This window comes from Streptomyces amakusaensis, from assembly GCF_039532665.1.
GTDB lineage: Bacteria > Actinomycetota > Actinomycetes > Streptomycetales > Streptomycetaceae > Streptomyces > Streptomyces amakusaensis.
Window position 1 is genome coordinate 1 of record NZ_BAAASB010000011.1, and the last position, 21,654, is coordinate 21,654.

Below are 21,654 nucleotides of genomic sequence, written 5' to 3' on the forward strand. Positions count from 1 at the left end.
GGTGCCGCAGGCGCCGAGCGCCCGGCCCGCCGCGCGCGCAGCGCGAGCGAGGGCTCCGCGAGCCAGACCCCCGCCCCGCCCCCGGCCGCCGATGCCACCCCGGGAACCGCCGCACCCGCGGCCCCCGCCGCCACCCCGCGCCGCACCCGCAGCGCGAGCGAGGGCTCCGCGAGCCAGACCCCGCCGCCCCCGCCCGCCGCGCCGGACGCGGACGCGGCTCCGGCAGCGGCCCCGGACGCGCCCTGGCACCACGCCCGCCCGGCGTTCGACGACACGAAGCCGGCACCGGCGGAGACCCCGGCGGCGGACAGCCCCGCCCCGGAGGCGACCCCGGCCCCCGAACCGACCCCACGGCCCCAGCCCCGGCCCGAGTCCGGTGACGGACCCGAGGGCGGCGAGCCCACCGAACGCACCGGAGGCGACCCCGCGTGAACGACGCCCTAGACGTCGCCTTCCGGCTCCTCGTCGTCTTCGCCGCATTCATCGCCCTCCCGCTCGTCATCGGACAGGCGGAGCACAAGGTGATGGCCCATATGCAGGGACGGCTCGGCCCGATGTACGCGGGCGGCTTCCACGGCTGGGCCCAGTTGGTGGCGGACGGAGTGAAGTTCGCCCAGAAGGAAGACGTCGTCCCGGCCAACGCCGACCGCCGGATCTTCCAGCTCGCCCCCGCCGTCGCCCTGCTCCCCTACCTCCTCGTGCTGGTCGCCATCCCGATCGGCCCCGGCGAGGGCGCGGTCGGCCAGGTGGTCGACGCGGGCATCTTCTTCGTGATGGCGGTCATGGGCGTCGGCGTCCTCGGCTCGCTGATGGCCGGCTGGGCGTCCGCCAACAAGTTCTCCCTCCTCGGCGGATTGCGGACCGCCGCCCAGCTGCTGGCGTACGAACTGCCGATGCTGCTGGCCGCCGCCTCCGTCGCCATGGCGGCCGGCACGGTCTCGCTGACCGGCATCCTCGACGCCTTCGAGTGGTGGTGGCTGCCCTGGCAGATCGTCGGCGCCATCGTCTTCTTCGTCGCGGGCCTCGCCGAGCTCCAGCGTCCTCCCTTCGACATGCCGGTCGCCGACTCCGAGATCATCTTCGGTGCGTACACCGAGTACACCGGCCTCCGTTTCGCGCTCTTCCTGCTCGCCGAGTACGCGGGCATCGTGGTGCTCTGCGGTCTGACCACCGTGCTCTTCCTCGGCGGCTGGCACGGACCGATGGGCGACGACGGCCTGGGCTGGGTCTGGACCCTGCTCAAGACGGCCGTGCTCGCCTTCATCATCATCTGGCTGCGGGTGAGCTACCCGCGGATGCGCGAGGACCAGCTCCAGAAGCTCGCCTGGACCACCCTCGTCCCCCTCGCTCTCGCCCAGATCGCCCTCACCGGCGTCGTGAAGGTGGTGATTCAGTAACCATGCCTCCCATCCCCGGCTCCGGCCTGGCCAAGGGCTTGGCCGTCACCCTCCGCACGATGACGAAGAAGACCGTCACCGCGCAGTACCCCGACGTCCAGCCCGAGCTTCCGCCCCGCTCCCGCGGCGTGATCGGACTGTTCGAGGAGAACTGCACGGTCTGCATGCTCTGCGCCCGTGAGTGTCCCGACTGGTGCATCTACATCGACTCCCACAAGGAGACGGTGCCCGCGGCCGCCCCCGGCGGCCGTGAGCGCAGCCGCAACGTCCTCGACCGGTTCGCCATCGACTTCTCGCTCTGTATGTACTGCGGTATCTGCATCGAGGTCTGCCCCTTTGACGCGCTGTTCTGGTCGCCGGAGTTTGAATACGCGGAGACGGACATCCACGAACTCACCCATGAGCGGGACAAACTCCGCGAATGGATGTGGACGGTCCCCGCGCCGCCCGCGCTCGACCCGGCCGCCGAGGAGCCGAAGGAGATCGCGGCGGCCCGCAAGGCCGCCGAGAAGCTCGCCGCCGCCCAGGCCGAGCCCGCCCCCGAAGCTCCGGCGCCCGCACCCCCGGCCGCCGCTCCCAAGACCCCCGAACCCCCGGCCGCGCCCGCCGCCGGCGACGGAGGCACGGCATGAACCTCGCCGCCACGACACAGGGCTTCCTCTCGCCGACCGGCGTCGAGATCGCCTTCATCCTCGTCGGCCTCGTCACCCTCGGCGCGGCCGTCATGACCGTCACCACCCGGCAGCTGGTGCACGCCGCCCTCTGGCTGGTGGTCGCTCTCGGCGGCCTCGCCGTCGAGTACCTGCTCCTCACGGCCGAGTTCATCGCCTGGGTCCAGGTGCTGATCTATCTCGGCTCCGTGGTCGTCCTCCTCCTCTTCGGGCTGATGCTCACCAAGGCCCCCATCGGCCACTCCCCGGACGCCGACTCCGGCAACCGCCCGGTCGCCCTCGCGGTGGCCGGCGCGGCCGCAGCCGCCCTGGTCTGGGTCGTGGTGGACGCCTTCCGCACCAGCTGGATCGATCTCGACGGACCCGCCCAGGGCTCCACCGACACCGTCGGCGCGATCCTCTTCCGGCACTGGGTGCTGCCCTTCGAGGCCCTCTCCGTGCTGCTGCTCGCCGCCCTCGTCGGTGCGATCGTGCTCTCCCGCAAGCATGCCAAGGACTCCGGAACGGGCTCCGCCAAGGATTCCGAGGGAGAGCGCTGATGCACCTCGCCTACCCCGCAGTGCTGAGCGTCCTCCTCTTCTGCACCGGCCTCTACGGAGTGCTCGCCCGGCGCAACGCGATCCTGGTCCTGATGTCCGTCGAGCTGATGCTCAACGCCGTCAACCTCAACCTCGTCGCCTTCGACGTCTGGCTGCGCGACGCCCTCCACTCCGGCCAGGCGCTCACCCTCTTCACCATCGCCATCGCCGCCGCCGAGATCGGCATCGGCCTGTCGATCGTCCTGATGGTCTACCGCAACCGCGGCAGCTCGGACGTCGACCGGCTCCGGGACACCGCCGAAGGCCCCGACGACGACAGCTCCGACGACCCTGACGCGACCGCCCCGGCGCAGCGGACGCAGAAGGCTGAGGCCACCGCGTGACCACCACCACCCTCGCCGTCCTCGTCCCCCTCCTTCCGTTCCTGGGCGCGGCGGCCGGACTGTTCCTCGGCCGGAAGGCCCCCGGCTTCGTCCGTCCCCTGGCGATCCTGCCGACTCTCGCGGCGGCCGTGCTCGCGGTCGTCGTCGCCGTCCGCCAGGGCGGCGGAGAGACGATCGACGCGGCCACCCGGTTCACCCCGACCGGCTCGGTCCCCATCGACCTCGCGCTCCACCTGGACGGCTTCGCCGTCCTGGTCGCCGCTCTGGTCGGCGTCGTCGCCTCCTGTGTGCAGATCTACTCCACGGCCTATCTCCGCGACGACCCGCGCTACCCCTCCTACGCCGCCCTCGTCTCCCTCTTCACCGCCGCGATGCTGCTGGTCGTCTACTCCGGCGATCTGATGGTGCTGCTGGTCGGCTGGGAGATCATGGGCATCTGCTCGTACTTCCTCGTGGGCCACTACTGGGAGACGCCCGAGGCGCGCGCCGCCTCCCTGAAGGCGTTCCTGGTCACCAAGCTGGGCGACGTCCCCTTCCTGATCGGTCTCTTCGCACTCGCCACCGACGCCGGAACCTTCCGGATCACCGGCATCCTCGACGCGGTCGAGAAGGGCGGCATCGACCACCCCACGCTGATCGCGCTGCTGCTGCTCGCCGGTGTGGCGGGCAAGTCGGCGCAGTTCCCGCTCCACACCTGGCTGCCCGACGCGATGGCGGGCCCCACCCCCGTCTCCGCGCTGATCCACGCCGCGACGATGGTCGCGGCCGGCATCTACTTCGTGGCCCGGCTCCTTCCGCTCTTCGCCTCCTCCGACGCCGCGCTGATCGTCCTCGCCGTGATGGCGGCGGTCACCATGGTCGGCTCGGGACTCGCCGCGCTCGCCCAGGACGACATCAAGCGGGTGCTGGCCTACTCGACCATCGGCCAGCTCGGATACATGGCGGGCGCGCTCGCGGTCGCGGACCGGGGTGCCGCCGTCTTCCACCTCATCTCGCACGGTGCCTTCAAGGCGCTCCTCTTCCTCGCGGCCGGTGTGGTCATCCACGCCGCCGGCACCAACTCGCTGGCCGCCATGTCCAGGATGAGCGGGCTGCCGAAGCGGATCCCCGACGCCTACTGGACGATGACCGTCGCCCTGCTCGCGCTCGTCGCCATCCCTCCCTTCGCCGGCTTCTTCTCCAAGGAAGCCGTCCTCGTCGCCGCCGAGCACAGCGCGCTCGGCGGCCTCACCGCCCCCGCCGCCGCAGGCTGGACCGTGCTGGTCGCAGGCCTGCTGGCCGCCCTGCTCACCGCCGCGTACGCGACCCGGCTGTGGCTGCTCGCCTTCCGGGGCCGGGGTGCCGACGCCCCCGACCACGGCCGCGAACCCCGCGCCATGACCTCCGTGCTCTGGCTGCTCGCGGTGCCCTCGCTCGGCCTCGGGGCCGCCTTCGGCTACTTCGACGAGTGGTTCGACGGCCGGGGCCTCGCCCCCACCCTGCTCACCGCCGTCCTCGGCACCGGTGTGGCCCTGATCGGCGCGCTGCTGACCTACGGAGCCTGGCGCACCCTGCGCCACCGCGACGGCCTGGCCGTCCCGATGCCCGAGGCGGCCGTCGTGGCCCACCCGGACGCCGGGCCCTCCGCCGTCGAGGCCGAGGCGGTGGCCACCCACGAGGCCGCCTACGGCTCGGTCGCCGGAGCACCCGACCCGGCCGACCCCGGCCGGCTGCTGCTGGGGCCCCTCCACCGCCACGCGGTGACCGGCTTCCACCTCGACGCCGTCTACCACCTGCTCTTCGTCCGCCCCGTACAGGCCGGCGCCGAACTCGTCCGCTTCCTCGACCGCGAGGTCGTCGACACCTATGTGCGCGGCTCGGGCACCGGCGCGAACTGGCTGGGCGTCCTCGTGCGACGCGCCCAGACCGGCAATGTGCAGACCTATCTGAGCGCGCTCCTCGCGGGCACCGTGGTCCTGGCGATCGCCGCCGTCGTCCTCTCCAACGTCAACGCGGGATCGTGAGCCGTGATCGATATCAGCGAGTCCGTGATGCAGTTCCTTCTCGCGTTCATCGTCGTCGGCCCCCTCCTGGGAGCCGTCGCCGCCCTGCTGCCGGCCCCGCCAGGACTGCGCGGCAAGAACCCCGACCAGGCGGTCCTGCGCCACGGCGTCACCGTCACCGGGGTCATCCTGGCCGCCGCGATCGCCCTGGTCATCGGGTTCGACCACGACCAGCCGTCGAACATGCAGGCAACGACGGACATCAGCTGGATCCCCGCCCTGGATGTGCGCATCCATCTCGGCGTCGACGGCATTTCCCTCCCCCTTCTGGTCCTGACCGCGCTGCTGACCTTCCTCTGCGCGCTGTACAGCTACTACAAGATGCCCGCGGGCCCGTCGCCCAAGGCCTTCGTCGCGCTGCTGCTCGTCCTCGAATCGGGGACGCTCGCCACCTTCGCCGTCCTCGACCTGGTGCTCTTCTTCCTGGCCTTCGAGATGGTGCTCATCCCGATGTACTTCCTCATCGCCCGCTGGGGCGGAGAGGCCCGTCGGCCCGCCGCCTGGAAGTTCATCCTCTACACGCTGCTCGGCTCCGTGATCATGCTGCTCGGACTGCTGCTGATCGGGCTGCAGGCCGGCACATTCGACATGGTGGCACTCGCCACTGACAACGGCCGGGCGCTGACCGCGTCCACGCAGCTCATCGCCGTTCTGGCGATCGGCATCGGCCTCGCGGTCAAGACCCCGATGTGGCCGCTGCACAGCTGGCTGCCGGACGCCCACACCGCCGCGCCGACCGTCGGATCCGTCCTGCTGGCCGGCGTCATGCTGAAGATGGGAACGTATGGATTCGTCCGTATCGTCCTGCCCATCGCGCCCGACGGCATGCGGACCCTCGCGCCCTATCTCGCCGCCTTCGCGGTCGTCGGCATCATCTACGGATCCCTCGCCTGCCTCGCCCTCGCCAAGAAGGGCGCGAGCGGCGACCTCAAGCGCCTGATCGCGTACTCCTCCGTCGGCCACATGGGCTTCGTCCTCCTCGGCATCGCCACCATGACGCCCACCGGAGTCAACGGCGCGCTCTTCGCCAACGTCGCCCACGGCCTCATCACCGGCCTGCTCTTCTTCCTGGTCGGAGCGCTCAAGGACCGCTACGGCACAGCGGACCTCGACACCCTCGCCGGAGCCACCGGCGCGGCCCTCTACGGCCGCGCGCCCCGGCTCGGAGCCCTGCTCGCCTTCGCCGCCGTCGCTTCCCTCGGCCTCCCCGGCCTCGCCGGGTTCTGGGGCGAGATGCTCGCGCTGTTCGGAGCCTTCGACCCGGCCCCGGGGCTGAACCGCCCGGCCTTCCTCACCTTCATGGCGATCGGCGGCCTCGGCACCCTGCTCACCGCCGCGTACCTCCTGATCGTCGTCCGCCGCGTCTGCATGGGCGTGCCACGGCCCAAGGACCAGGAGACCAGGGCGATCGCCGACGTCCAGACGTACGAGCTGGCCACCTGGTCGCCGCTCGTCGCCCTCACCGTCCTCGCCGGACTCTGGCCCGCGGTCCTCCTCGGCCTGACCGACCCGGCCGTGCAGAAGCTGCTCGCAGGAGGCAAGTCGTGATCACGACCATCGGCGGGGGCGCGCCCGCCGTCGTCACCGCCGCCGGCGACGTCCCCAGCGTCGTCCAGTCCGTCGACTGGCTCGCGATCGCGCCGCCCGTCATCACCGCGGCGGCGGCACTGTTCTGCCTGGTCGCCGACTTGTTCGTGGCCGAGAAGCACAAGCGTCTGCTGGGCGTCGGCGCGATCGCCGGACTGCTCGCCGCGATCATCACCCTCGTACCGCTGCGCGACGGCGAACGCGAGACGTTCTGTCTCACCACGGACCCCGCCACCTGTAGCTACACCGCCGATCACTTCACCCTGGCGATCCAGCTGCTGGTCCTGGGCGGAGCCCTGCTGACCGCGCTGCTCTCGCTCCACGGCGAGCGCGGCAAGCCCCCCGTCGGCGAGTACTGGTTCCTGCTGCTCTCCTCCGCCGCGGGCGCCGCGCTGCTGCCCGCCGCGCGCGATCTCGCCACCCTGGTGGTCGCCCTCGAAGTCGCCTCACTGCCCGCCTTCGCCCTCGTCGGCATGCGGCGCGGCGACCGGTTCTCCAGCGAGGCGGCGCTGAAGTTCTTCCTCTCCTCCGTCACCGCGACCGCCGTGACGCTGCTCGGCGTGAGCTTCGTGTACGCCACCACGGGCACCCTCCACCTCACCCGGATCGCCTCCGAGCTGGGAGAAGTCCCCGGCCAGCTGGACACCCTCGCCAAGACCGGTGTGGCGCTCACCCTCATCGGCTTCGCCTTCAAGACGGCCGCCGTCCCGTTCCACTTCTGGGTCCCCGAGACCTATGTGGGCGCACCGCTGCCCATCGCCGCCTTCCTCTCCGTCGTCGGAAAGGCGGTCGGCTTCTCCGGGCTGATCCTGGTCACCGTGATCGCGTTCCCCGGGTACGCCGATGTCTGGGGCCCGGCGATCGCGGTGCTGGCCGCGCTGACCATGACCGCCGGCAATGTCGCCGCCCTGCGCCAGTCGGTCACCCGGCGATGGAGCGCGGTACGCCTGCTGGCCTGGTCGTCAGTGGCACAGGCGGGCTACATCCTGGTGCCGATCGCCGCCGCCGCGTACTCCAGCGACGACCAGATCGGCGCGACCGTCTCCTACGCGCTCATGTACGCCGTGGTGAACCTGGGCGCGTTCGCGGTGGTGGTCCTGGTGGCGCGCACGAAGCAGCTGAACCGGATCTCGGACTATCGGGGCCTCTACGCGCAGAGCCCGCTCACCGCCCTCACCATGGGCTTCTTCCTGCTCTGCCTGGCGGGCCTGCCGCCGGGCATCATCGGGCTCTTCGCCAAGGTGGTCGTCTTCTCCTCGGCCGTCGACGCGGGCCTGGGCTGGCTGGCCGTGGTCATGGGCGTCAATGTCGTGATCGCTCTGTACTACTACCTGAAATGGACCGCGATCCTCTTCAAGGCCCCCGCCGAGGCCCCCGCGGCCTCCGGGGAGACCACGGAGGCGGCCGGCGCGCCCGAGGCCGCCGCGCGCCCCGCGCACGGCCGTGCCCCGGTCGCCGTCACCGTGGCCATCGCCCTGGCCGCGGTCCTGGGCGTCGTCCTGTCCGGCTACCCCCAGCTGGTCCTCCGCTTCGCGGCGGCCGACCTCTTCTGACCGGACCGTCACCCGAACGGACCGGCCCCCGGCACGGAGCACAAGGGAACTGGCGTCCTTCGCCTGGCGTTGACCAGTACAGAAGGGTCCACTGGAGAGTGGAGCACCACGCAAAAGGGTTCCCCTGCCGCACCACCTGGAGGGCGTACCGTGCACCGCCGGCACAATGGGCTGAAGACCGCCGTACTCCTCGGGGGACTGTCCGCACTCATCCTCGTCATCGGCAGTTTCTTCGGCCGTACGGGGCTTCTCGTCGCGCTCGTCGTCGCGCTCGGCACCAATGCGTACGCGTACTGGAACAGCGACAAGATGGCGCTGCGCGCCATGCGCGCCCGCCCGGTCAGCGAATTCGAGGCCCCCGGCCTCTACCGCATCGTCCGGGAGCTCTCCACCTCGGTCCGCCAGCCCATGCCCCGGCTGTACATCTCACCCACCCAGGCCCCCAATGCCTTCGCCACCGGCCGCAATCCGCGCAACGCGGCGGTCTGCTGCACGGAAGGCATCCTCTCGCTGCTCGACGAGCGCGAGCTGCGAGGCGTGCTCGGCCATGAGCTGAGCCATGTGTACAACCGGGACATCCTGATCTCCTCGGTCGCCGGAGCCCTCGCCTCGGTGGTGATGTTCCTGGTGAACTTCGCCTGGCTGATCCCCGTCGGCCGGTCCGACGACGACGGGCCGGGCTTCGCCGGAATGCTCCTGATCATGATCCTGGGGCCGGTCGCCGCCGCCATCATCCAGCTCGCCGTCAGCCGCTCGCGGGAGTACGAGGCGGACGCGTCGGGCGCGCAGCTCACCGGCGACCCGCTCGCCCTGGCGAGCGCCCTCCGCAAGCTCGACGCCGGTACGAAGCAGCTGCCGCTGCCCGCCGAGCCCCGGCTGGAGACCGCCAGTCACATGATGATCGCGAACCCCTTCAGACCTGGAAAGATCCTGTCCAAGATGTTCTCCACCCACCCGCCCATGGCGGAGCGCATCGCCCGACTCGAACAGATGGCAGGTCAACGCCCATGAAGACGATCCTGAATGTCATATGGCTGGTTCTGTGCGGGTTCTGGATGTTCCTCGGCTATCTCCTCGCCGGTGTTCTGCTCTGCATCACGATCATCGGCATCCCCTTCGGCCTCGCCGCCTTCCGGATCGGCGTCTACGCCCTCTGGCCCTTCGGCTACACCGTGGTCGAGCGCCGGGACGCGGGCGCGCCCTCGTGCGTCGGCAATGTGCTGTGGCTGGTCCTGGCCGGCTGGTGGCTCGCCCTGGGGCACATCGTCACCGGCGTCGTCCTGTGCGTCACCATCATCGGCATCCCGCTGGGCATCGCGAACTTCAAGCTGATCCCCGTCTCCCTGATGCCGCTGGGCAAGGAGATCGTCCCCTCCGACCAGCCCTTCGCCACCCGCTGACACCCGCTGAACCCGCTTGCGGCCCGTCGTTCTGAACCGACGCGAAGGCCGACTGTCAGTGGCGTACGTCACCATGGAGGCATGTCCCGCTCGATGCTGGACATATGACTGACAGTGAGTGACAGCGCGGCAGTCGATCCGACACCGGCGGGGCCCCTTTCGGAACCAGGAGGGGCACATCCGGCGTCATCAGAACAACACCGTACGAAAGGCGGGTTCAGGACATGAGCATCATCAGCTGGATCATTCTCGGTCTGCTCGCCGGGGCCATCGCCAAGCTTCTGCTCCCGGGCCGCGACCCGGGCGGTCTGATCATCACCACCCTCATCGGCGTCGTCGGCGCGTCCCTCGGCGGCTGGATCTCGGCGCACTTCTTCGACCGGCCGTTCACCAAGGAGTTCTACGACGGGACCACCTGGGCCGCCGCGATAGGCGGATCCCTGGTGCTGCTGGTCGGCTACCGGCTGCTGTTCGGCCACTCCCGCTCGCGCTGACGCCCCGGCCCGGGGCGGCGTCTCAGCCGGTCAGCCCGGTCTCCCGCAGAGTGATGTTCAGCCGCCCGCCGCTCAGCCCCGCAGCGGGGTCGCCCGTCCCCGGGTACACCTTCGGCACCCCGTGGTACGCGAACCGCGAAGGCCCGCCGAAGACGAACAGATCGCCCGACGCCAGCTCCACATCGGTGTACGGACGGCCCCGGGTACGGGTGTTGCCGAAGCGGAAGACGCAGCTGTCCCCGAGGCTGAGCGACACCACCGGAGCCTCCGAGCGCTCCTCCTTGTCCTGGTGCATCCCCATCCGCGCCGCGCCGTCGTAGAAATTGATCAGCGCGGTGTCGGGGGTGTACTCCCGGCCCGGCTCCCCGCCGCCCCGCCCGTACGCCGCCGCCAGCGCCGTCCGTCCCAGCTCCACCAGCCAGCCGGGGAAACCGGCGACCCGCGCGCCGTTCACATCGTCCGCCGTCCGGCTGTAGCGGTACGGCTGCCAGTGCCAGCCCACGCACACCGTCCGCACCGACATCACCCCACCGCCCGGCAGCGCCGTGTGCCGCAGCGGCACCGGTCCCCGCGCCCAGTCGCGGCAGGCCGCCACCAGCTCCCGCTGCCGCTCCGGCGGCAGCCACCCCGGCACATGCACCGCCCCCGGGGCGATCACCGAGGGCTCACCGGCCGGCCGGCTCCCGGGCGTTCCCGAGACCGAGACCAGCGTCCTCGGAAAGAGAGCCTCGGCATCCTCAGCCATGGCTCAGCGCGCCCTCCAGCCCCAGCAGCCGCTCCTTGCGCTCCAGACCGGCCGCGTAGCCGCGCAGAGCCCCGTCCGCGCCGATCACCCGATGGCACGGCCGCACCACCAGCAGCGGATTCCGCCCGATCGCGGTCCCCACCGCCCGCACCCCGACCCGGGACGTCCCGACCCGCTCCGCGATCTCCCCGTACGTCGTCGTCGCCCCGTACGGAATCTCCTCCAGCGCCCGCCACACCCCGCGCTGGAACTCCGTCCCCGACTCCGTGAACTCCAGGTCGAAGCCCGTGGCCCGGCCCTCGAAATACGCGGTCAGCTGTCGGCCGATCTCCTCGAAGGCCCCCGGATCGCGCCGCCCGTCCTCCGGGACGGCAGCCGCGCCCTTCTGTCCGGGCAGCGACAGCGAGGCGAGCGCCGTACCTCCCGGAGCCGTCTCGGAGACCGCTCCGACCAGCAGAATCTCGCCCAGCGGGCTGTCGATCGTCGTATGGACCGTCATGCCGGTCATGGCCGTTCGTTCCCTTCCTCACACCTGGCGGCACGTCTTTCGAGCGCCGCCCCTTTCGAGTGTGCCGCGCCCGCACCGCGGTGTCCGGCAGGTTTCGGACATGACCGCCACCGCCGCCCGGCACGGAGAACGCGGGGACACGGAAAGGCGGCCGGGCACGGACACACACGGAAGTCCCGTGTGTGTCCGTGCCCGGCCGCCGCGCCCGTGCCGACTCCGCTCCCGGCCCGTCCCGCGCGGGGAGGGCAGGGCCGGCGGATTGGGTCAGCGGTAGTTCACGTACTGGAGCGCGAAGTCGAAGTCCTGGGACTTCAGCAGTGCCTGCACGGCCTGGAGGTCGTCACGGCTCTTGGAGCTGACGCGCAGCTCTTCGCCCTGGACCTGGGCCTTGACGCCCTTGGGGCCCTCATCACGGATGATCTTGGCGACCTTCTTGGCGTTCTCCTGGGAGATCCCCTCCACGATGGACGCGAAGATCTTGTACTCCTTGCCGGACAGCTGGGGCTCGCCGGCGTCCAGCGCCTTCAGCGAGATCCCGCGCTTGATCAGCTTGGTCTGGAACACGTCGAGGATCGCGGTGACCCGCTCCTCCGAGTTCGCCTGAAGCAGGATCTTCTCGCCGGACCAGGCGATCGACGCCCCGACGTTCTTGAAGTCGTAGCGCTGGGAGATCTCCTTCGCCGCCTGGTTGAGGGCGTTGTCGACCTCCTGCCGCTCGACCTTCGAGACGATGTCGAAACTGGAGTCGGCCATGTCCTGTGGCTCCTTGGGTCAGGTGTGTGGAGGGCGGCCGGAGTCCCCGAACCGCTCGGCCAAGCCTAGCCACCCGGACCGGCCCGGACCGCTGATCAATCCGGTGGCGTAGCACCCCTGGGCATCAGGTATCGTTTACGTCGTCGCCAAGGAGCACCGCCACAGAGCGGATCGCCCGAGGCGGCAACATCCATGGCGGTGTGCCCGAGCGGCCAATGGGAGCGGACTGTAAATCCGTCGGCTTAGCCTACCCAGGTTCGAATCCTGGCGCCGCCACGCGATAGAGATGGCCCCTGATCAGCGGAAACGTTGATCAGGGGCCATTTTCGTCGGCCAGCGGAGAGAGCCGGACAGGGCCGGGCGGCAGCCGCCCGGCCCCCGAGAGCCCCGGTCGGTTCCCCTCAGTTCCCCGCGACGTCCTTCACCGCGACGGAGACCGGCACCGATCCCCCGATCAGCTCCAGGGTCAGCCCGGCCGTCGCCGGGGTCTCCAGCAGCTCCGCCAGGACGGCGGCCACGTCGTCGCGCGGCACCGGCCCGCGGCCCGTGGCGGCGTTGAGCCGGACCAGGCCGGTGCCGGCGTCGTTGGTCAGGGCTCCCGGGCGCAGGACGGTCCAGTCGAGGCCTGAGCGGGAGCGGATGTCGTCGTCGGCCGCGCCCTTCGCACGCAGATAGGCGTCGAAGACCTCGTCGCCCCGGTGCCCGGCGTCCGCGCCCATGGACGAGACGACGAGATACCGGCGCACCCCGGCCCGCTCCGCCGCGTCCGCGAAGAGGACGGCGGCGGCCCGGTCCACCGTGTCCTTGCGGCCGATGCCGCTGCCCGGACCCGCGCCCGCCGCGAAGACGGCGGCGTCCGCGCCGCGCAGGGCTTCGGCCACCTCGTCCACCGAGGCCGACTCCAGGTCCAGGAGCACGGGTTCGGCCCCCGCCTCGCGCAGATCCGCGCGTTGCTCCGGGTCGCGGATCACACCCGCGACCTCGTGTCCGCCCGCCGAGAGCAGCCGCTCCAGGCGGAGTGCGATCTGTCCGTGTCCTCCAGCGATGACAATGCGCATGCCCCCGACCGTACGCCCCACGGCGCGCCGGTGCCCGACGCCGCCCCGCCCCCGTCGCCCCGCCGCCCCGAGAGGAGGGATGAGACGGCGTCAGGGACGGCCCTGGCGCGGGAGGTCGAGCGCCACGGCCACCGCCGAGTCGCAGTACTCGCGCACCGCGCTCGTCCGGGCCACCACCCGCCCCCGGTGGATGACGATCCGGCTGTACGCCAGGGACAGCACGCCCGCGATCCGCTCCCCCCGCACCGCGAGCAGCTCCGCCGGGAACCCGGCCTCCACCCGGACCTCCGGGAGGCCCATCGCCTCCCGCGCGGTCTCCGCGACCGAGCGGTACGCGTCGTGGGCCCCCAGCCCGCCCTGGGAGGCCAGCAGATAGGCCGCCTCCAGCGGATCCCCGCGCCCCACCGGGTTCGAGACGTCCCGCAGCGCCCCGCCGCCCGCCGCGACCCTGACCCCGGCCGCCCGCAGCAGGCGCACGGGCGCGCTGCCCCGGTGCTCGCTCGCGCCGCAGCCGCCCTGGGGGAGACAGATCACCGTCACCCCGGCCGCCGCGAGCCGGTCCGCCGCCCGCGAGGCCACCTCCCGGGGCATCCGGGACAGCCCCGCGCACGGCCCGACGGCCACCCCCGCGCGCAGCCCGCCCGCCATCGCGGCCAGCCGGGCGAGCCGTGCCGGATCGTCACCGTGGGTGTGCAGATCGACGGGGCAGCCGTGCTCCGCGGCGACCTCCAGCACCGCCTGGACATAGCCGGTCGGATCGGGGTCGGCGTCCGGACAGCCGCCCACCACCGCAGCGCCCATCTTCACCGCGTCCCGCAGCATCGCCAGCCCGTCCGCCCCCGCGACCCCGGTCAGCAGCCGGGGCACCGCCACCGCCGTCAGATCGGCGAGCCCGCGCAGCGAGCGCCGGGCCTGGAGCACGGCCTCCAGCGGGCCGAGGCCCTGGACGTCCCCGATCCGTACGTGGGAGCGCAGCGCCGTCGCCCCGTGGCCGAGCTGGAGCAGCGCCGCCTCGGTGGCCCGCCGCTGGACGTCCTCGGGGGCGTAGGAGACCGGGCCGGGGGAGTCGGCGGTGAGCGCGGTGTCGGCGTGGCCGTGCGGTTCGGCGGGCGCGGGCAGCAGCAGATAGCCGCTCAGGTCGACCCGGGCGGAGTGCGGCGGGAGGCTGCCGGCCGTGCCGACGGCCTCGATGCGTCCGCCGCCGAGCCGTACGTCGACCGTGCGGCCGTCCGTCAGCCGGGCGCCGCACAGCAGCAGCGCGGTGGAGTCGGCGGTCGCGCCGTCGGGGGGCCGCGGTTGGCTGTCGGGCATCGCGCTCCTGCGGGGAGGGGGCGGTCTCGGGCCGCGCGGGGGAGAGAAGGATCACGCAGCGTGAGTCGAGCCTAGGGGCGCTGCGGCCGGGCTTCGAGGAGGAGCGGAATAGTCGTACCGGTGTGGTTGCGCGAGACGTACGGGACGGCTGGGGCGTCCCCGTGAAGGCCCCCGCGAAGGCCTCCGCGACCGGGACGCGGCCCGGCCGCCACCGGGCCGCGACGGGGCCGACCGGGAGGGAGCGGCCGATGCCGGACAGGGGCCCACGAAACGGATTTGGGCGATCGGCGGAGGACCGTGTAATGTCTTCATCGCTCGCCCCAATAGCTCAGTCGGTAGAGCGTCTCCATGGTAAGGAGAAGGTCTACGGTTCGATTCCGTATTGGGGCTCTGATATCGGAGATCCTCGCTCTCGGGCGAGGGGATCCGATATCGCAGCGGTGTAGCTCAGTCGGTAGAGCAAGCGGCTCATAATCGCTGTGTCACCGGTTCAAGTCCGGTCACCGCTACACATAGTAGCCGATTGCGGGGTCGGTCCTCGGATCGGCTACTCTTGTTGCGTTTGCGTTAAAAATCCGTCCATCCGTCCGTCCAAGGAGCACTCACGTGGCTGCCACCGACGTCCGCCCGAAGATCACGCTGGCCTGCGTGGAGTGCAAGGAGCGGAACTACATCACCAAGAAGAACCGGCGTAACAACCCGGACCGACTGGAGATGAAGAAGCACTGCCCGCGCTGCAACTCTCACACGGCGCACCGCGAAACGCGCTGATACAGGCTCGTACATGAGGCCGTCCCCGATTCGGGGACGGCCTCATGTCGTTTCTCCGGCGTCCCGGTGTCCCGTCAAGGCCGCTCGGGACGCCGCGCCTGCCCGCCGCAGAAGCCGGCGGGCGAGATCAATTTGTCAGGAGGAAGCCACGCCATGGCGCTCGACCAGTCCTTCGTGGGGCGGACCTATCCGCCCACCGAGCCCTATGAGGTCGGCCGGGAGAAGATTCGTGAGTTCGCCGAGGCGGTGGGGGACGACAATCCCGCGTACACCGACCCGGACGCCGCGAAGGCACTCGGTCACCCCGAGGTGATCGCCCCGCCCACCTTCGCCTTCGCGATCACCTTCAGGGCCGCCGGAATCGTGATCCGCGATCCGCAGCTGGGGCTGGACTACGACCGGGTGGTGCACGGCGACCAGAAGTTCGCCTACACCCGCCCGGTCCGCGCCGGCGACCGGCTGAGCGTGGTCTCCACCATCGAGAGCATCAAGTCCCTGGCGGGCAATGACGTCGTCACCGTCCGTGGTGAGGTGCACGACGAGACCGGCGGGCATGTGGTGACCGCGTGGACCAAGCTGGTGGCGCGAGCCGCCGAGGGGGCGTGATGACGGCGAAGATCGCGTACGGGGACGTCGAGGTCGGCACCGAGCTGCCGGCCCAGAGCTTCCCCGTGACCCGGGCCACCCTGGTGCGCTACGCGGGCGCGTCCGGCGACTTCAACCCGATCCACTGGAACGAGCGGTTCGCCGTCGAGGTCGGCCTCCCCAATGTGATCGCGCACGGCATGTTCACCATGGCCGAGGCGATCCGGGTGGTGACCGACTGGACCGGCGACCCGGGAGCGGTGGTCGAGTACGGCGTCCGCTTCACCCGGCCCGTGGTGGTGCCCAACGACGACGAGGGCGCGGTCATCGAGGTCAGCGCCAAGGTCGCGGCGCTGCTGGAGGACAACCGGGTCCGGGTCGACCTGCTCGCCACCAGCGGCGGCGACAAGGTGCTCGGCATGTCCAGGGCCGTGGTCCAGCTCGGCTGAGCCGGTCGCGGCACACCCGTGGGGACGCCCCCGCCCGCGAGGCGGCGGCGTCCCCGCGGCGCACCGGGGACCCGGCCGCCCGGCGCGGACACGGACCGTACCCTTGTGCGCGTGCAGGAAATTCACGACGCTCCCCTCGCCCCCCTGACCACCTTCCGCCTCGGCGGCCCGGCGACCAGGCTGGTCACCGCCGTCACCGACGACGAGGTGATCGCCGCCGTGCGCGAGGCGGACACCGCCGGCGTACCGCTGCTGATCATCGGGGGCGGCAGCAACCTGGTCATCGGCGACAAGGGCTTCGAGGGCACGGCGCTGCGCATCGCCACCCGCGGATTCGCCCTCGACGGCGGCCGGCTGGAGCTGGCCGCGGGCGAGGTCTGGACGGACGCGGTCGCCCGTACCGTCGAAGCGGGCCTCGCGGGCCTCGAATGCCTCGCCGGGATCCCCGGCTCGGCCGGCGCGACCCCCATCCAGAACGTGGGCGCGTACGGCCAGGAGGTCTCCGCCACGATCAGCGAGGTCGTCGCCTACGACCGCCGCGAGGACCGGACGGTCACCCTCACCAACGCCGAGTGCGCGTTCTCCTACCGCCACAGCCGCTTCAAGCAGCACCCCGACCGCTATGTCGTGCTCCGCGTCCGCTTCGATCTTGAGGACGCCGACGGGCTCTCCGCCCCCGTCCGGTACGCCGAGACCGCCCGGCTCCTCGGCGTCGAGCCCGGCGGTCGCGCGGAGCTGTCGGCCGTCCGCCGCGCCGTGCTGGAACTGCGCGCGGGCAAGGGCATGGTCCTGGACCCCGCCGACCACGACACCTGGTCGGCCGGCTCGTTCTTCACCAACCCGATCCTGGACGCGGGGGAGTACGAGGCCTTCCTCGGCCGGGTCCGCGCCCGCCTCGGCGACGAGGCCGTGCCGCCCGCCTACCCCGCCGCCGACGGCCGGACCAAGACCTCGGCCGCCTGGCTGATCGACAGGGCGGGCTTCACCAAGGGGTACGGCAGCGGACCCGCCCGTATCTCCACCAAGCACACCCTCGCCCTCACCAACCGGGGCGAGGCCACCACCGAGGATCTGCTCGCCCTCGCCCGCGAGGTCGTGGCCGGGGTCCGGGACGCCTTCGGGGTGACCCTGGTCAATGAGCCGGTGACCGTCGGCGTCAGCCTCTGATCCCCGGTACGGCCTGCTCGGCGATCCAGTCGTCGATCCCCGCCAGCAGCTTGGCCCGGATGTCGGCGGGCGCGGCCGAACCGCGCACCGACTGCCGGGCCAGCTCGGCCAGCTCCGTGTCGGTGAAGTCGTGGTGCCGCCGGGCGAACTCGTACTGCGCGGCCAGCCTGGACCCGAAGAGCAGCGGGTCGTCCGCGCCCAGCGCCATCGGCACCCCGGCGTCGTACAGCGTCCGCAGAGGCACGTCCTGGGGCTTCTCGTACACCCCCAGCGCCACATTGGACGCGGGGCAGACCTCGCAGGTCACCTGCCGTTCGGCGAGCTTCCGCAGCAGCCGGGGGTCCTCGGCGGCCCGTACGCCGTGCCCGATCCGGGAGGCGCGCAGATCGTCCAGGCAGTCCCGCACGGAGGCCGGCCCGGACAGCTCGCCGCCGTGCGGGGCCGCGAGCAGCCCGCCCTCCCTGGCGATGGCGAAGGCGCGGTCGAAGTCCCTCGCCAGCCCCCGGCGCTCGTCGTTGGAGAGCCCGAAGCCGACGATGCCCCGGTCCGCGTACCGCACGGCGAGCCGGGCGAGGGTACGGGCGTCCAGCGGGTGCTTCATCCGGTTGGCCGCGACCAGTACGCGGATCCCGAGCCCGGTGTCCCGCGAGGCGCTCTCCACGGCGTCGAGGATGACCTCCAGCGCCGGGATCAGACCGCCGAGCATCGGGGCGTACGAGGTCGGGTCGACCTGGATCTCCAGCCAGCCGGAGCCGTCCTTGAGATCCTCCTCGGCGGCCTCTCTGACCAGCCGCCGGATGTCGTCGGGGGAGCGCAGACAGGACCGCGCGATGTCATAGAGGCGCTGGAAGCGGAACCAGCCGCGCTCATCGGTGGCGCGCAGCCTCGGCGGCTCCCCGCCGGTCAGCGCGTCGGGGAGGTGGACGCCGTACTTGTCGGCCAGTTCCAGCAGGGTGGCCGGGCGCATCGACCCGGTGAAGTGCAGATGCAGATGCGCTTTGGGAAGCCGGCTGACGTCTCGTACATGCTCCATCCGAGGATCCTGCCGTACGACCGGCCCGCGAGGTAACCCGGATTCCCCGATCGGGTTCTTGTCAGAACATACGAACGACCCCGCCGGGAGAGTTCCCGGGCGGGGCCGTTCGGTGAGACGTCGAACGATTCAGACGGTCAGTCGGTCGCCTCGGCCAGCAGCTTCTGGATCCGCGAGACGCCCTCGACGAGGTCGTCGTCGCCCAGGGCGTACGACAGCCGCAGATAGCCGGGGGTGCCGAAGGCCTCGCCCGGGACCACGGCGACCTCGACCTCGTCCAGGATCAGCGCGGCCAGCTCGACGGAGGTCGCCGGGCGCTTGCCCCGGATCTCCTTCCCGAGGAGACCCTTGACCGAGGGGTACGCGTAGAACGCGCCCTCCGGCTCCGGGCAGATCACGCCGTCGATCTCGCCGAGCATCCGCACGATCGTCCGCCGGCGGCGGTCGAACGCCTCCCGCATCTCGGCCACCGCGTCCAGGTTCCCCGAGACCGCGGCCAGCGCCGCGACCTGGGAGACGTTGGCGACATTGGAGGTGGCGTGCGACTGGAGGTTGGCGGCGGCCTTCACCACGTCCTTCGGACCGACGATCCACCCGACCCGCCAGCCGGTCATCGCGTACGTCTTCGCCACGCCGTTGACCACGACGCACCTGTCGCGGATCTCGGGGACGACCGCCGGGAGCGAGGTGAAGACGGCGTCGCCGTAGACCAGGTGCTCGTAGATCTCGTCGGTGAGCACCCACAGACCGTGCTCCACGGCCCAGCGGCCGATCGCCTCGGTGTCCTCACGGCTGTAGACCGCGCCGGTCGGGTTGGAGGGGGAGACGAAGAGCACCACCTTGGTGCGCTCGGTACGGGCCGCCTCCAGCTGCTCCACCGAGACCCGGTAGCCGGTCGTCTCGTCGGCGACGACCTCGACCGGGACGCCGCCCGCGAGCCGGATCGACTCGGGGTAGGTGGTCCAGTACGGAGCGGGGACGATGACCTCGTCGCCCGGGTCCAGGATCGCCGCGAACGCCTCGTAGATCGCCTGCTTTCCGCCATTGGTGACCAGCACCTGGGCGGGGTCGACCTCGTAGCCGGAGTCGCGCAGGGTCTTATCGGCGATGGCCTTCTTCAGCTCGGGCAGGCCGCTGGCGGGGGTGTAGCGGTGGTACTTCGGGGTGCGGCAGGCCTCGATCGCGGCCTCGACGATGTAGTCCGGCGTCGGGAAGTCGGGCTCACCCGCGCCGAAGCCGATCACCGGACGGCCGGCGGCCTTGAGGGCCTTCGCCTTGGCGTCGACGGCGAGGGTGGCGGACTCGGAGATCGCACCGACGCGGGCGGAGACCCGGCGCTCGGTCGGAGGGATTGCAGCGCTCATACAGCCCATCGTCCCAGACGCGGAACCCCTCCGGCACAGGTGTTTCGACTCCCGGACACAGGGCCGGACGGGTGTCCCGCGATCGGCCGGCGATCAGCCCGCGGCAAGGCCTCCGACGGGTCCGCAGGACCGCCTTCGCAGGCCCGGAGGGTGGCGGACAAGACCCGCTCGGGAGCTGTCTGTTCGACGTCGGGCCCCTGAGCACGTACACTCACCTGTCGTTGGCCCCCACCAACCACATCTCCGGATGCGGTAGGTTGGGGAAGCCACAAAGGGTCGTAGCTCAATTGGTAGAGCACTGGTCTCCAAAACCAGCGGTTGGGGGTTCAAGTCCCTCCGGCCCTGCTACACACACCTTCGCCAGGTGTGTGCGCATGTACGTACATTTAATGAACCGCCGTGCGGCTCCACCGGGCGCGGCATGGCCACGACCCGGAATCAGGTGAAAGAACGTGACGGACGCCGTGGGCTCCATCGACACGCCTGATGCCGAGGACGAAGCGCCTCAGAAGTCTCGCCGTGGTGGCAAGCGCGGGAAGAAGGGCCCCTTCGGGCGTCTCGCGCTCTTCTACCGGCAGATTGTCGCCGAGCTGCGCAAGGTCGTCTGGCCCACGCGCAACCAGCTGACGACTTACACCACCGTGGTGATTGTTTTCGTCGTCATCATGATCGGTCTGGTGACCGTGATGGACTATGGATTCCAGGAAGCCGTCAAGTACGTCTTTGGCTGATCCCGCGAAGGGTGCCGGCCAGGGGCGTATCCGCTTGGCGGCGGCCTTTCGCACGTTCCACCCATCTGTATCCAGAAAGAAGCAGCCACCGTGTCTGACCCGAACCTGAACGAGGCCGTTGAGCCCGGCGACGAGAGCATCGAGTCCGCCGAGGACCAGCTCGACATCGTTGAGGCGGCCGACGAGGACCAGGCGGAAGCTGCTGACGCCGAGGCCGGCGAGCCGGCCGAGGAAGCCGCGCTGCACATCGACGACGACACCGAGGCCCTGATCGAGGTGGACGCCGACGGCGTCGCCGAGGTCGTCGGTGAGGCCTCCGACGAGGACGCTTCCGAGGACGAGGGCGACGAGGACTCCGAGGAAGAGGCTTCCGACGAGGACTCCGCCGAGGCCGCCGAGGAGCCCGCCGCCCCGGTCGACCCGGCCGCCGCGTTCCGCGACGAGCTGCGCACGCTCCCCGGCGAGTGGTACGTCATCCACACGTACGCCGGGTACGAGAAGCGCGTCAAGGCCAACCTGGAGCAGCGCGCCGTCTCGCTGAACGTCGAGGAGTTCATCTACCAGGCCGAAGTGCCCGAGGAAGAGATCGTCCAGATCAAGAACGGCGAGCGTAAGAACGTCCGCCAGAACAAGCTTCCCGGCTACGTCCTGGTCCGTATGGACCTCACCAACGAGTCCTGGGGCGTCGTGCGCAACACGCCCGGCGTCACCGGCTTCGTCGGCAACGCCTACGACCCGTACCCGCTGACCCTGGACGAGATCGTCAAGATGCTCGCCCCGGAGGCCGAGGAGAAGGCCGCCCGCGAGGCCGCCGAGGCCAAGGGCGAGCCGGCTCCGGCGCGCCGGGTCGAGGTCCAGGTGCTGGACTTCGAGGTCGGCGACTCGGTCACCGTCACCGACGGTCCCTTCGCCACCCTCCAGGCCACCATCAACGAGATCAACGCGGACTCGAAGAAGGTCAAGGGCCTGGTCGAGATCTTCGGCCGGGAGACCCCGGTCGAGCTGAGCTTCGACCAGATCCAGAAGAACTAGCTCCTGGCGGCAGCCGCCGGGGCGCGAAGAATCCGACCAGGTCAGAACGGCCCTTCACGGCCGTTCTGACCTGTCGGTTTT

Annotated in this window: 23 protein-coding genes, 4 tRNA genes and 1 pseudogene; 21 read left to right on the forward strand and 7 right to left on the reverse strand. The window is 71.1% G+C overall.

The genetic code is table 11. The features are described from left to right. From ABD371_RS19850 to ABD371_RS19900, 11 genes and pseudogenes are all read left to right on the forward strand, one after another. Nucleotides 1–432: pseudogene (locus ABD371_RS19850) on the forward strand (NADH-quinone oxidoreductase subunit C); the annotation flags it as partial. Further along, entirely contained in the window at nt 429–1,397 is a 969-nt protein-coding gene (locus tag ABD371_RS19855; RefSeq protein WP_344478807.1) for a complex I subunit 1/NuoH family protein, read from the forward strand. The pseudogene ABD371_RS19850 and the gene ABD371_RS19855, both read left to right, overlap by 4 nt. 2 nt (nt 1,398–1,399) lie before the next feature. Then, on the forward strand, nt 1,400–2,029 hold the full coding sequence (locus ABD371_RS19860) for a NuoI/complex I 23 kDa subunit family protein (protein WP_344478809.1): 630 nt from the start codon (nt 1,400–1,402) through the stop codon (nt 2,027–2,029). Next, entirely contained in the window at nt 2,026–2,607 is a 582-nt protein-coding gene (locus tag ABD371_RS19865; protein WP_344478810.1) for an NADH-quinone oxidoreductase subunit J family protein, read from the forward strand. The genes ABD371_RS19860 and ABD371_RS19865 overlap by 4 nt, the downstream gene beginning before the upstream one ends. Then, nucleotides 2,607–2,990: an NADH-quinone oxidoreductase subunit NuoK gene (gene nuoK / locus ABD371_RS19870; RefSeq protein WP_344478813.1), complete on the forward strand. Its 384-nt coding sequence runs from the start codon at nt 2,607–2,609 to the stop codon at nt 2,988–2,990. The genes ABD371_RS19865 and nuoK overlap by 1 nt, the downstream gene beginning before the upstream one ends. Beyond that, nucleotides 2,987–4,993: an NADH-quinone oxidoreductase subunit 5 family protein gene (locus tag ABD371_RS19875; protein ID WP_344478815.1), complete on the forward strand. Its 2,007-nt coding sequence runs from the start codon at nt 2,987–2,989 to the stop codon at nt 4,991–4,993. Before nuoK ends, ABD371_RS19875 begins: the two co-directional genes overlap by 4 nt. A 3-nt stretch (nt 4,994–4,996) precedes the next feature. Further along, complete coding sequence (locus ABD371_RS19880; RefSeq protein ID WP_344478816.1) at nt 4,997–6,580, forward strand: complex I subunit 4 family protein; 1,584 nt, start codon at nt 4,997–4,999, stop codon at nt 6,578–6,580. Next, nucleotides 6,580–8,172 carry an NADH-quinone oxidoreductase subunit N gene (locus tag ABD371_RS19885; RefSeq protein ID WP_381734087.1) on the forward strand — a complete coding sequence of 531 codons (1,593 nt, stop codon included), beginning with the start codon at nt 6,580–6,582 and terminating at the stop codon, nt 8,170–8,172. Before ABD371_RS19880 ends, ABD371_RS19885 begins: the two co-directional genes overlap by 1 nt. A 150-nt stretch (nt 8,173–8,322) precedes the next feature. Further along, nucleotides 8,323–9,183, forward strand: coding sequence for a zinc metalloprotease HtpX (htpX, locus tag ABD371_RS19890; protein WP_190121736.1), 861 nt, complete (start codon nt 8,323–8,325; stop codon nt 9,181–9,183). Next, entirely contained in the window at nt 9,180–9,572 is a 393-nt protein-coding gene (locus ABD371_RS19895; protein ID WP_344478820.1) for a YccF domain-containing protein, read from the forward strand. The genes htpX and ABD371_RS19895 overlap by 4 nt, the downstream gene beginning before the upstream one ends. A 224-nt stretch (nt 9,573–9,796) precedes the next feature. Next, nucleotides 9,797–10,066, forward strand: coding sequence for a GlsB/YeaQ/YmgE family stress response membrane protein (locus ABD371_RS19900; RefSeq protein ID WP_344478822.1), 270 nt, complete (start codon nt 9,797–9,799; stop codon nt 10,064–10,066). Nucleotides 10,067–10,088: 22 nt separating this feature from the next. Here ABD371_RS19900 and ABD371_RS19905 read toward each other — a convergent pair whose 3' ends face one another. From ABD371_RS19905 to ABD371_RS19915, 3 genes are all read right to left on the reverse strand, one after another. Continuing rightward, a complete protein-coding gene (locus ABD371_RS19905) occupies nt 10,089–10,811 on the reverse strand; it encodes an alpha-ketoglutarate-dependent dioxygenase AlkB family protein (RefSeq protein ID WP_344478823.1) in 723 nt (240 codons plus the stop codon). After that, nucleotides 10,804–11,310 (reverse strand): methylated-DNA--[protein]-cysteine S-methyltransferase, encoded by a 507-nt coding sequence (locus ABD371_RS19910; protein WP_344479219.1) that lies wholly within the window; start codon nt 11,308–11,310, stop codon nt 10,804–10,806. Before ABD371_RS19910 ends, ABD371_RS19905 begins: the two co-directional genes overlap by 8 nt. A 273-nt stretch (nt 11,311–11,583) precedes the next feature. Beyond that, nucleotides 11,584–12,072, reverse strand: coding sequence for a YajQ family cyclic di-GMP-binding protein (locus ABD371_RS19915; RefSeq protein WP_190121733.1), 489 nt, complete (start codon nt 12,070–12,072; stop codon nt 11,584–11,586). 194 nt (nt 12,073–12,266) lie between these two features. On the opposite strand from ABD371_RS19915, the gene ABD371_RS19920 reads away from it, so the two are divergent. After that, nucleotides 12,267–12,348: transfer RNA gene (locus ABD371_RS19920), tRNA-Tyr, on the forward strand. A 125-nt stretch (nt 12,349–12,473) separates the two neighbouring features. Here the strand turns inward: ABD371_RS19920 and ABD371_RS19925 are convergent. Both ABD371_RS19925 and ABD371_RS19930 read right to left on the reverse strand, forming a co-directional pair. Further along, on the reverse strand, nt 12,474–13,130 hold the full coding sequence (locus ABD371_RS19925; RefSeq protein ID WP_344478825.1) for an SDR family oxidoreductase: 657 nt from the start codon (nt 13,128–13,130) through the stop codon (nt 12,474–12,476). A gap of 90 nt (nt 13,131–13,220) precedes the next feature. Beyond that, nucleotides 13,221–14,441: an amidohydrolase family protein gene (locus ABD371_RS19930; protein WP_344478827.1), complete on the reverse strand. Its 1,221-nt coding sequence runs from the start codon at nt 14,439–14,441 to the stop codon at nt 13,221–13,223. Nucleotides 14,442–14,758: 317 nt separating this feature from the next. On the opposite strand from ABD371_RS19930, the gene ABD371_RS19935 reads away from it, so the two are divergent. The 6 genes from ABD371_RS19935 to ABD371_RS19960 all read left to right on the forward strand — a co-directional run bounded on the left by ABD371_RS19935 (nt 14,759) and on the right by ABD371_RS19960 (nt 17,413). Then, a tRNA-Thr gene (locus tag ABD371_RS19935) sits at nt 14,759–14,831 on the forward strand. A 46-nt stretch (nt 14,832–14,877) separates the two neighbouring features. Further along, a tRNA-Met gene (locus ABD371_RS19940) sits at nt 14,878–14,950 on the forward strand. 97 nt (nt 14,951–15,047) lie between these two features. Beyond that, nucleotides 15,048–15,212, forward strand: a complete 165-nt coding sequence (rpmG, locus tag ABD371_RS19945; RefSeq protein ID WP_003956487.1) for a 50S ribosomal protein L33 — start codon at nt 15,048–15,050, stop codon at nt 15,210–15,212. Between the two features lie 153 nt (nt 15,213–15,365). Further along, nucleotides 15,366–15,818: an FAS1-like dehydratase domain-containing protein gene (locus ABD371_RS19950; protein WP_344478829.1), complete on the forward strand. Its 453-nt coding sequence runs from the start codon at nt 15,366–15,368 to the stop codon at nt 15,816–15,818. Beyond that, on the forward strand, nt 15,818–16,246 hold the full coding sequence (locus ABD371_RS19955) for a MaoC family dehydratase (RefSeq protein WP_344478830.1): 429 nt from the start codon (nt 15,818–15,820) through the stop codon (nt 16,244–16,246). The genes ABD371_RS19950 and ABD371_RS19955 overlap by 1 nt, the downstream gene beginning before the upstream one ends. A gap of 111 nt (nt 16,247–16,357) precedes the next feature. Beyond that, nucleotides 16,358–17,413 (forward strand): UDP-N-acetylmuramate dehydrogenase, encoded by a 1,056-nt coding sequence (locus tag ABD371_RS19960; RefSeq protein WP_344478832.1) that lies wholly within the window; start codon nt 16,358–16,360, stop codon nt 17,411–17,413. Here the strand turns inward: ABD371_RS19960 and ABD371_RS19965 are convergent. Further along, nucleotides 17,403–18,446: an adenosine deaminase gene (locus tag ABD371_RS19965; protein ID WP_344478834.1), complete on the reverse strand. Its 1,044-nt coding sequence runs from the start codon at nt 18,444–18,446 to the stop codon at nt 17,403–17,405. The two genes, ABD371_RS19960 and ABD371_RS19965, sit on opposite strands and share 11 nt — an antisense overlap. Before the next feature lie 137 nt (nt 18,447–18,583). Then, entirely contained in the window at nt 18,584–19,810 is a 1,227-nt protein-coding gene (locus tag ABD371_RS19970) for a pyridoxal phosphate-dependent aminotransferase (RefSeq protein ID WP_344478835.1), read from the reverse strand. Nucleotides 19,811–20,082: 272 nt separating this feature from the next. Between ABD371_RS19970 and ABD371_RS19975 the strand changes: the two genes are divergently transcribed. From ABD371_RS19975 to nusG, 3 genes are all read left to right on the forward strand, one after another. Next, a tRNA-Trp gene (locus tag ABD371_RS19975) sits at nt 20,083–20,155 on the forward strand. 107 nt (nt 20,156–20,262) lie between these two features. Further along, a complete protein-coding gene (gene secE / locus ABD371_RS19980; protein WP_190121725.1) occupies nt 20,263–20,541 on the forward strand; it encodes a preprotein translocase subunit SecE in 279 nt (92 codons plus the stop codon). A gap of 90 nt (nt 20,542–20,631) precedes the next feature. Then, nucleotides 20,632–21,573, forward strand: coding sequence for a transcription termination/antitermination protein NusG (gene nusG, locus ABD371_RS19985; protein ID WP_344478837.1), 942 nt, complete (start codon nt 20,632–20,634; stop codon nt 21,571–21,573). Nucleotides 21,574–21,654 lie beyond the last annotated feature (81 nt).

Bases quoted from the DNA above. Each gene is read 5' to 3' on its own strand.
- ABD371_RS19860 (WP_344478809.1), top strand. From the start codon at position 1,400: ATGCCTCCCATCCCCGGCTCCGGCCTGGCCAAGGGCTTGGCCGTCACC.
- ABD371_RS19865 (WP_344478810.1), top strand. From the start codon at position 2,026: ATGAACCTCGCCGCCACGACACAGGGCTTCCTCTCGCCGACCGGCGTC.
- nuoK (WP_344478813.1), top strand. From the start codon at position 2,607: ATGCACCTCGCCTACCCCGCAGTGCTGAGCGTCCTCCTCTTCTGCACC.
- ABD371_RS19895 (WP_344478820.1), top strand. From the start codon at position 9,180: ATGAAGACGATCCTGAATGTCATATGGCTGGTTCTGTGCGGGTTCTGG.
- ABD371_RS19900 (WP_344478822.1), top strand. From the start codon at position 9,797: ATGAGCATCATCAGCTGGATCATTCTCGGTCTGCTCGCCGGGGCCATC.
- ABD371_RS19905 (WP_344478823.1), bottom strand. From the start codon at position 10,811: ATGGCTGAGGATGCCGAGGCTCTCTTTCCGAGGACGCTGGTCTCGGTC.
- ABD371_RS19910 (WP_344479219.1), bottom strand. From the start codon at position 11,310: ATGACGGTCCATACGACGATCGACAGCCCGCTGGGCGAGATTCTGCTG.
- ABD371_RS19915 (WP_190121733.1), bottom strand. From the start codon at position 12,072: ATGGCCGACTCCAGTTTCGACATCGTCTCGAAGGTCGAGCGGCAGGAG.
- ABD371_RS19925 (WP_344478825.1), bottom strand. From the start codon at position 13,130: ATGCGCATTGTCATCGCTGGAGGACACGGACAGATCGCACTCCGCCTG.
- ABD371_RS19930 (WP_344478827.1), bottom strand. From the start codon at position 14,441: ATGCCCGACAGCCAACCGCGGCCCCCCGACGGCGCGACCGCCGACTCC.
- ABD371_RS19950 (WP_344478829.1), top strand. From the start codon at position 15,366: ATGGCGCTCGACCAGTCCTTCGTGGGGCGGACCTATCCGCCCACCGAG.
- ABD371_RS19955 (WP_344478830.1), top strand. From the start codon at position 15,818: ATGACGGCGAAGATCGCGTACGGGGACGTCGAGGTCGGCACCGAGCTG.
- ABD371_RS19965 (WP_344478834.1), bottom strand. From the start codon at position 18,446: ATGGAGCATGTACGAGACGTCAGCCGGCTTCCCAAAGCGCATCTGCAT.
- ABD371_RS19970 (WP_344478835.1), bottom strand. From the start codon at position 19,810: ATGAGCGCTGCAATCCCTCCGACCGAGCGCCGGGTCTCCGCCCGCGTC.